Genomic DNA, 8,936 nt, shown 5'->3' with positions numbered 1-8,936 from the left:
CCGGGCGTAGCTGCGTCCTTCCCTGGTCGTGGTGAGGTGTGTCAAGGGTCGAACTCGTTCGAGCCCGAAGGGCCGCGAAGCGCCCTTGACTCACCTCACCACGACTAGCAAACTCACGCAGCCCGGCGACGCGAACCACATGCACCTACCCACCAACCAACAACTCGCGGTTCAGCAGTAGGGCGGGTTGCTGGTGACGGCTGTGGCTACTCGGAGGAAGAGGCAGAAGAGGCGGTAGAGGTCGAGCATCGGGGCCTCGACGGTGACTGTGCGGTCGTCACGTTTGTGGACGCCTGGGATCGCCGGGAGGTGGGACGCGACCGAGGCCGACTGCCAGCGGACGGTGAGCCGACGGACCGCATTGCTGGGGGTCGGCGCCTGCGGCAGGGTGCGGAGGGCCGTTTCGGTGGTCGTCTCAATGGTGGCGCGGGCTTCAGCGACTGGCACCAACTGCGCGGCGAAGCGGTCCTTGGCGTACTTGACGGCCACCGTGGAAACACCCGGATCCCAGGCCTTCATCTCGGCGCAAGCGGTGTCGTCGCCGGTGAGCAGCGCGACAGGGACGCCCAGCGAGGCGGCTGCCGCGTGCAGCATGCCGATCTCGCCCACCGGTTCGTCGTCCAGCCAGATGTCCTCGATCTCGTGACCCATGAAGCTGTGACTCAGTACGCCGAGCACGCCGGCCCGCGAGTGGAATCCGACGCAGAGTGCGACCTCGTACTCCGCGGTCAGGCCCTCGATCATCCCGAGCGGCTTGGGACGGCCCTTGATCAGCGCGGCCCGAGGGTCGAGCAGGTCGGGCAGCAGGTTGCGCATCGGTCCGTGCGCGTCGTTCACCAGGACGGACGTGGCGCCGGCTTGGTAGGCGCCGCGGATCGCGGCGTTCACGTCCTCGGTCATCATCACCCGGCCGCGTTCGTAGTCCCGGCCCGGTGGCTGGACGTCGTCGGAGTCGACCAGTCCGGTGATGCCTTCCATGTCCGCGCTGATGTAGACCTTCAACCCTCTGCCTCCCGGAGACGCTTTGAGTTCGCAGCGTATGTTCTGACGTGTGAGCGCCTCCGCGCAGGTCAGCGCGTGGCGGCCCGCGGTGCGCGGCGTCGTCGAGGTCCTGCACGCGTACTTCCCGTCGCATGCCTACCCCAGTCACACCCACGACGCGTGGACCGTGCTGATCGTCGACGAGGGCGCGGTCCGGTACGACCTGGATCACCGCGAGCACGGCCTCGCGCAGGCCCAGGTGTCTCTCTTGCCGCCGAATGTGCCCCACGACGGGCGTTCCGTCCGGCCCGAGGGATTCCGTAAGCGGGTGCTTTACATGGAGCCGGATCGCCTGGGCGGCGACGGTCTGGTCGGCGCGGCCGTGGACCGCCCCGAGTTCGTCGATCCCGTACTACGAACGCGGATCCACCAGTTGCACGGAGTACTGGCTGATGGGCGCGAGGAATTCGAGGCGGAGAGCCGGCTGACGTTGATCGAGGAGCGGCTGCAGCAGCAACTGCGCAATCGAGTGGTGGAGCCGCCGGACCGCCGGGACGCTGGAGTGGCGAGCCGGTTGCGGGAGGTGCTCGACGGGCATCTGCCGACCGGGATCACGTTGGACGAGGCGTCGAAGTTGGTGCACGCGCATCCGGCGCACCTGGTGCGGGCGTTCAGCCGGGAGTACGGGATGCCGCCGCACCGCTATCTGACCGGCCGCCGGGTCGACCTGGCCAGGCGCTACCTGCTCGACGGGCGCCCACCAGCCGAGGTCGCGGGCCTGGCCGGCTTCTACGACCAGTCACACCTGAACCGCCACTTCCGCAAGATGCTCGGCGTGACCCCGACCCAGTTCACCAGACCGTGAACTTCAGACTTTGACGTCGGGCTTGGTTCGGGTCGCCTTGTAGGCGCGGTAACCCCAGGTGCCGAGCAGGGCGGCGATCAGCAAGTTCACGATGATCAGCACGGTGTGCGCGACGTAGTACCCGGTCGGGCGGCCAGAGGTGCCGGCCAGGTTCTTGATGAAGGTCACATAGGTGACGACGTTCCAGATGGCGATGCCGATCAGGACCAGTGCGTGCTTGCGTTCGAGTCTCACTCACTCATTGTCCACCCGTACTGCGTAGCGGGGCGGCCGCGCCTCACTCGGCCGCCCCGAGCGAGGGGCGAGCTCTCTACGTGCACCGAGGCTGAATCATGCCGACCGGGCCGGGCAAGGCCTTAGAAGCTACTGGCGGGTCACTACAAGGGTTAACCTTCAGCGGGACGCGAGGTCGGGGCCACCGCGGTCAACTGTGCGTAGCAGTTGGGTGCGGTTCGCGACACCGAAGCGGCGGTAGAGGCGGGTGAGTTGCGACTCGACCGCCTTGACGCTGAGGTAGAGGGCAGCCGCGATCTCACGGTTGGTGGAACCGTCCCGGACCATCGCGACGATCTGCAGCTCGTTGTCGGTGAGCTCGGACGGCTGCCGGCTCCGGCTCGGTACGTCGAGCCGCGCCAGCTCGGTCTCCGCCACCTCACGCCAGGCCGGAGCGCCGTAGCTCTCGAACTGCTCGATCGCGTCGAGGAAGGCGGTCCGCGCCACCGAACGGCGACGGGCCTGCCTCGCCACCCGGCCGCGGGTCAGTTCGCAGCGGGCGAGGTCCAACGGGTAGATGTGATCGCCGGCCGTGTTGACGGTCTTTTCCAGCAGGTCCAGGGCCGCCGCCGGATCGCCTTGTTTGGCGATCAGCAGAGCCTCGGACCGGGCCAGCCCGACCCGCACGACCTCGCGGTCCAGGGTCTCGGCCCGCTCACGGATCTCGGCGATCAGGGCCGCGGCATCATCCAGCCGTCCGGCCCCGACCAGGGCCTCCGCGTAGTCGGCGTGCCAGGGAATCACGGCCGGATCGAACGGCATCGCCGCCTCGCCGGAGTCCGCGATCGCGTCGAACGCCTCGACCGCGCGCTGCGGGTCGCCGGTCAGCACGCCCACCAGGCCGACACTTGCCAGCGCCGGACCGGTCCACTCGTCGTTGCCGACCGCCCGCACCGCTTCCAGCGCGGCATCGGCGAGCACCCGCGCGGCCGTCGCAGTACCGCCGACCCACTCGGCCCGGCTCGCGATCACCATGCCGACCTCGGGCTCGTCGCCCAGGTCCTGCATCAGCTGGAGGCATTCGTGCCCGGCTGCGAGGGCGTCAGCGCCCCTGCCGCTGCGCTCGTAGATCGCGGTCGCGGAGATCAGGATCCCGGCCAGCCAGCGGATCGCGCCGCCCGCCCGCACCTCGTCGACCAGCGCGGAGATCCCCGCGATCGCCTCGTCGGTCCGGCCCAGGAAGAGCTCGCGCATCGCGCCCATCTGCCGGGCATGCACGACGGTCTTGGTCAGCGGCAGCCCGATCGCGAGCTCGGCCGCCTGGGAGAGCAGCCGGTCGGACGCGACCCCGCCACCGACCGCGATCTCGACCGGGTTCGCCGCGCTCAGCGCATCCACCAGAATCTCGGTGTCGCCGCACTTGCGAGCCAGCTTCTCCGCGATCCGGGCGTCTTCCCGCGCCTCGTCGAGCCGCCGGTCGAAGTACGCGCTGTGGCTGCGGATGATCCTGACCTTGGCCTCGAGCCGGTCGTCGCCGACGGCTGCCTCGAAGGCCTCGGCGAGCAGTTCGATCCGGCGGTCGCGCTCGGGCCACGCCGCGTCCACGAGCAGCAGCAGCGCCGGCACCTTCACCTCCGGACGGGTCGCGACCTGTACCGCGAAGCGCGCCATCTCGGCGGACTCCACCAGATGACCGGCCGCGGCAGCGTCGTCCGCGGCCCGGGTGAGACGCCGGGCCCGGTCGTCCGGCTGGTCCGCCGGAGTGCGCTCGGCGGCGAGTCGCCACAGGGTCGCCGCGGTGCCGAGCGCTCCACGGCCACCGGCGGTCGCGGCGGCCTCCTCGATGGTGGCGGCCAGGTCCGCATCCGCCTCCTGGGTCGCCAGGGCCCGGTGCCTCGCGTTCTCGACCGGCTCTTCGACCACGGCAGCCAGCTGTGCGTGCGCCTGCCGACGAGCCGCGGACGTCGCCTCGGCGTACACGAACTCCCGGAGCAGCGGGTGGGAGAAGCGCAGCCGCTCGGAGGAGATGTCGATCAGCCCCAGGTCCTCGGCCTCGGCGAGTGCGGCGTCGATCGGCCTGCCGATGGACTGCGCGAGCTGGACGGTGGTCGGGCGCGGGGAGGACGCGGCATGCAGGAGTAGTTCGTGAGTGGCCGGGCTGAGGTCGGCTAGGCGGTCCCCGAGCAGGGTCTTCAGGCGGCTCGACACCGGCAGGGGGTCGTTCGGCGAGACGCCTTGCGGGTGCCGCAGTACGGCGCGGCCCAGCTCTAGCGCCATGAACGGGTTCCCGGCGCTCGCGGCGTGGATCCGTCGCGCAGTACGGACCGGGAGTGGGCTGGACAACCTGTTGCGGAGGAGAGCCAGTACGTCGGGCTCCGTGAGCGGGGGTACTTCCAGCTGCAGCAGGGGGTCCGGGCATGCCTCTGCCATCGCCGGGAGATCCCCGTCGGCCACCTGCTCAGTGGCGAGCATGTGCACGCCTTCGGTCAGCCTGCGCGCGCAGAACGTGAGCACTTCGAGGCTGGACGGGTCCACCCACTGGATGTCGTCCACGACGAGCAACACCGGCCCGGACGCCGCCAGGCGCCGCAGTACGTGCAGGACCGCGAGGCGGACGGCCAGCTCGTCCCGGACGGTGTCGGGGGCGCTGGCCTTGAGCAGGGCGACCTCGAGCGGTTGCCGGAGGTGGTCAGGGAGCACCTGCCAGGCGAGCTCGAGCTGGTTCGAAAGGAGATCGAGGAGCGTGACGTAGGGCAGGCCGGCCTCGCTCTGGGAGGGCGCCGCGCTCAGCACCCGGCAGCCGGCTCGGGTCCGGTCGGCCACGAGGGCGCGGCCCAGGGCGGACTTCCCGATCCCTGTCGGCCCGTAGAGCAGCACGCTGCCACTGGTCTCGAGCTGCTTCCGCGCACGCTCGACCAGTCCGGTGCGCCCGACCAGCTCGTCGTCAGTCATGGATCCACATTCTCCCCGAAGGATTACATTCGCCCACATCACAGTCGAGTGCCAATGGACACGGCGAGTGTCACACATCGAAACTCGTCCGCCACCACCTCGTTACCCATCTGTTCACGCCACGTGGCGTTCACCACTGCGCACTCCCCCGGCGTGTCGCCCGCCAGCAATCCATTTCTTGGCGCGGCGGTTCGCTGGGGCTCGTGTGGTTCGGGGGTTCATGGGTGTGGGTAGCTCGCGGGTGGGTGTGGTGGTTCGCGTCGCCGGGCTGCGTGATGGTGCCAGTCGAGGTGGTGGGTATCAAGGGCGCTTCGCGGCCCTGCGGGCTCGAACAAGTTCGACCCTTGACACCCACCACCTCGACCAGGGAAGGACGCAGCTACGCCCGGAGCCGCTGGGAAGTACGGCCACAGTCCGGGGGATCCAAATGCCCCGGCAACCGGCGAACCCTGCGGAACCCGGCCTGGATCGATCCGTAAGTGGGGGGTACCTCCGCGAACGGCGGGTTATCCCCGGGCCTAACCGGGGAGAACCCGCCGTAGGTAGGGGTACCCCACCTGCGGCGTGCCCGCCGGGTCGATGGGCACCACCTGGCGGAATACGCGCACCACCAGGCGGTCCAACCAGGAGTCCAACTGGCCGATAGCGGGTTGTGCGACCGATAGCGCCCTAAAGACCGGCATCGGTCGAACGGCCCGGCAGCGGGCTGCTCGCCTGCTGGGCCGATAGCGGGTTGTGCGACCGATAGCGCCCTGAAGACCGGCATCGGTCGAACGGCCCGGCAGCGGGCTGCTCGCCTGCTGGGCGGTCGCGGGTTGTTCGACTGATAGCGCCGGGGCCGGCGTCGGCTGCACAGACACGGCACCAGTGCCTAGCCGGACGGCGCGAGCTGGGTCAGGTTAGGAAGGCTCGGAGGAGGGCGGCGGTGCCGGCTAGGTGTTCTTGCATGGTGCGGCGGGCGGTGGTGGGGTCGGCGGCGAGGATGGCGTCGACTATGGCCTGGTGTTGTTCGTCGGAGTGGACGATGTTGCGTTCGAGTAGCGGGATGGCGTCGAGCAGGGCGTTCAGGCGCATCCGGACGTCTGCGACCGCCGAGGTGAGGGAGGGTGAACCGCTGACCTCGGCGATGGCGAGGTGGAGGCGGGAGTCCATCCGGCGGTAGTCGGGGAGCTTGGCGGCGGCGGTACCGGCGAGGCTGCCGCGGAGGTGGTCGCGTTCCTCGGGGCTCAGCTCGCGGGATGCCGCTGCCTCGGCCGCGCCGACTTCGAGGGCGGAGCGGAGTACGAGTGCGTCCTCGAGGCCGCTGCCGAGCTCGCGGGCGAGGCGTTTGGCGCCGATCCGGCGGGGTTTGGGGAGGCGCTCGTTGACGAAGGTACCGCCGTACCGGCCGCGGCGGGATTCGACGTAACCGGATTCGGTGAGTGCGCGGATCGCCTCGCGGAGGGTGACGCGGGAGACGGACAGGCGGCCGGCGAGGTCGCGCTCGGACGGCAACCGCTCGCCGGGGCCGACGACGCCGAGCTTGATTGCCTGCAGCAACCGCTCGACGGTCTCCTCGAACGGGTTGCCGGCCCGAACCGGGCGGAACAGAGCCTCATCAGCCCGCGACACCCCGTCGACCTGCTCAACCATCCGCCACCCACCTCCCGCTCTTCATCACCCTACGACCCCGTACTACGAACCTCCTGCCGAACGCGGGCGGTGCGCTCCACGTCGCTTTCATTCGCCCCCTTCACCCCACGTGCGGCGTGTCTTGCTGGTGACCGTTGCATCAGGGTGAAAAGGGGGCGAATGAAAGTAGGTGGTGGTTGGGGTTGGGGTTGGGTTAGACCGGGGTTACGTAGGCGGCGGAGATTCCGCCGTCGACGAGGAAGGTGTTGGCGGTGATGAAGGAGGAGTCGTCGCTCGCCAGGAAGGCGACGGCGGCGGCGATCTCTTCGGGTTCGCCGAAGCGGCCCATCGGGACGTGGACGAGCCGGCGCTCCGCGCGCTCGGGGTCGGTGGCGAAGAGTTCCTGCAGCAGCGGGGTGTTCACCGGCCCCGGGCACAGCGCGTTGACCCGGATCCCCTGCCGGGCGAACTCGACCCCGAGTTCCCTGCTCATCGCGAGCACGCCGCCCTTCGACGCGGAGTACGAGATCTGTGAGGTGGCGGCGCCCATCACCGCGACGAACGAGGCCGTGTTGATGATGGAGCCCTTGCCCTGGCGCTGCATGTAGGGGATGGCGGTCTTGCAGCACAGGTACACCGAGGTCAGGTTGACCTCCTGGACCTTCCGCCACGCGTCGAGACCAGTCTCCAGGATCGAGCCGTCCTCCGGCGGCGAGATGCCCGCGTTGTTGAACGCGATGTCGACGGACCCGAAGGCGTCGTAGGCCTGGCGGAACAGGTTCTCCACCTCGGTCTCGCTCGTCACGTCGGTCGGCACGTACAGCCCGCCCACCTCGTCCGCGGCTGCCTTGCCCGCGGCCGGGTCGAGGTCGCCGATGACGATCTTCGCCCCCTCGGCCGCCAGCCGGCGGACGCTGGCCAGGCCGATCCCGCTGGCGCCACCGGTCACCACCGCGACCCGGCCGGCCAGTCGATGAGCGTTCACGTCTGTCATGGGATTCAGTCCTCCGGTTCAGATGTCAGAGATGAAGATGTTCTTGGTCTCGGTGAACGCGTCCAGCGCGTCCGGCCCGAGCTCGCGACCGAGCCCGGACTGCTTGTAGCCGCCGAAGGGCGTCGAGTACCGCACCGACGAGTGCGAGTTCACCGACAGGTTCCCGGCCTCGACCCCGCGGCTGACGCGCAGCGCGCGCCCGATGTCGCGGGTCCAGATCGAGCCGGACAGCCCGTACTGCGAGTCGTTGGCGATCCGCACCGCGTCAGCCTCGTCCTCGAACGGCACCACCGCGACCACCGGACCGAAGATCTCGTCCCGCACGGCCGGCGCATCCGGAGCCGCCGGGGTGAGCACGGTCGGCGGGAACCAGAATCCCGGCCCGTCGGGCGCAGTACCGGTGAATGCGACGTCCTGCTGCACATAGGCAGCGACGCGCTCGCGTTGTTTCGCGGAGATGAGCGGACCCATCTCGGTCTGCGGATCACTGGGGTCGCCGACCTTGAAACCCTTGACCGCGGGCTCGAGCAACTCCAGGAACCGGTCGTAGGCCGACCGCTCGACCAGGATCCGCGACCGCGCGCAGCAGTCCTGACCGGCGTTGTCGAACACCCCGTACGGCGCCTGCGCGGCCGCCTTCTCCAGATCGGCATCCGCGAAGACGATGTTCGCGGACTTGCCCCCGAGCTCCAGCGTCACCCGCTTCACCTGGTCCGCACACCCGGCCATGATCTGCTTGCCGACCCCGGTGGACCCGGTGAACACGACCTTCCGCACTGCGGGGTTGGTGACGAACCGTTGTCCCACCACGGTCCCCGCCCCCGGCACGATCTCCAATACGCCCGGCGGCAACCCGGCCTCCAACGCAAGCTCCCCCAACCGCACCGCGGTCAATGGAGTCAACTCAGCAGGCTTCAGTACTACGGTGTTCCCGGCTGCTAGCGCCGGAGCGAATCCCCAACCGGCGATCGGCATCGGGAAGTTCCACGGCACGATGATGCCGACCACGCCCAGCGGCTCGGCGAAGGTGAGGTTGATGCCTCCGGCAACGGGTATCTGCTTCCCGAACAACCGCTCGGGCGCCGCGGAGTAGTAGTTGAGGACGTCGCGCACGTTGCCCGCCTCCCAGCGAGCATTGCCGATGGTGTGCCCGGCATTCTCCACCTCCAGCGCCGCGAGATTGTCCAGATCCGCATCGACGGCGTCGGCGAACCTCCGCAGCAGTCGACCGCGATCCGCCGGAGTCACCTCACGCCAGCTTCCGAAGGCGGCTGATGCCCGAGCGATCGCTTGGTCGGTCTCGTGCTCCGAGGCCAGTTC

7 protein-coding genes are annotated in these 8,936 nt (G+C 69.5%); 1 reads left to right on the top strand and 6 read right to left on the bottom strand.

Going from position 1 to position 8,936, the window contains the following annotated elements; genetic code table 11:
• Nucleotides 1-171 precede the first annotated feature (171 nt).
• The gene (locus VFG33_RS21560) at nt 172-1,002 is read right to left on the bottom strand and encodes a M55 family metallopeptidase (protein WP_325054717.1); all 831 of its coding nucleotides are present in this window, start codon (nt 1,000-1,002) and stop codon (nt 172-174) included.
• Between the two features lie 49 nt (nt 1,003-1,051).
• Here VFG33_RS21560 and VFG33_RS21555 point away from each other — a divergent pair, with 49 nt between their 5' ends.
• Nucleotides 1,052-1,846: a helix-turn-helix transcriptional regulator gene (locus tag VFG33_RS21555; RefSeq protein WP_325054716.1), complete on the top strand. Its 795-nt coding sequence runs from the start codon at nt 1,052-1,054 to the stop codon at nt 1,844-1,846.
• A gap of 3 nt (nt 1,847-1,849) precedes the next feature.
• On the opposite strand, the gene VFG33_RS21550 is transcribed toward VFG33_RS21555, so the two are convergent.
• From VFG33_RS21550 to VFG33_RS21530, 5 genes are all read right to left on the bottom strand, one after another.
• A complete protein-coding gene (locus VFG33_RS21550) occupies nt 1,850-2,080 on the bottom strand; it encodes an SCO4848 family membrane protein (RefSeq protein ID WP_325054715.1) in 231 nt (76 codons plus the stop codon).
• A 159-nt stretch (nt 2,081-2,239) separates the two neighbouring features.
• Entirely contained in the window at nt 2,240-5,011 is a 2,772-nt protein-coding gene (locus tag VFG33_RS21545) for a helix-turn-helix transcriptional regulator (protein WP_325054714.1), read from the bottom strand.
• 894 nt (nt 5,012-5,905) lie between these two features.
• Nucleotides 5,906-6,643 carry a FadR/GntR family transcriptional regulator gene (locus VFG33_RS21540; RefSeq protein ID WP_325054713.1) on the bottom strand — a complete coding sequence of 246 codons (738 nt, stop codon included), beginning with the start codon at nt 6,641-6,643 and terminating at the stop codon, nt 5,906-5,908.
• A gap of 193 nt (nt 6,644-6,836) precedes the next feature.
• On the bottom strand, nt 6,837-7,616 hold the full coding sequence (locus VFG33_RS21535; protein ID WP_325054712.1) for a 3-oxoacyl-ACP reductase: 780 nt from the start codon (nt 7,614-7,616) through the stop codon (nt 6,837-6,839).
• Nucleotides 7,617-7,634: 18 nt separating this feature from the next.
• Nucleotides 7,635-8,933 (bottom strand): aldehyde dehydrogenase family protein, encoded by a 1,299-nt coding sequence (locus VFG33_RS21530; protein WP_325054718.1) that lies wholly within the window; start codon nt 8,931-8,933, stop codon nt 7,635-7,637.
• Nucleotides 8,934-8,936 lie beyond the last annotated feature (3 nt).

Origin of the sequence: Kribbella sp., assembly GCF_035687465.1 — a bacterium.
In the GTDB taxonomy this organism is placed as follows: Bacteria; Actinomycetota; Actinomycetes; order Propionibacteriales; family Kribbellaceae; genus Kribbella.
This window is presented reverse-complemented; position numbering and strand designations above follow the sequence as displayed.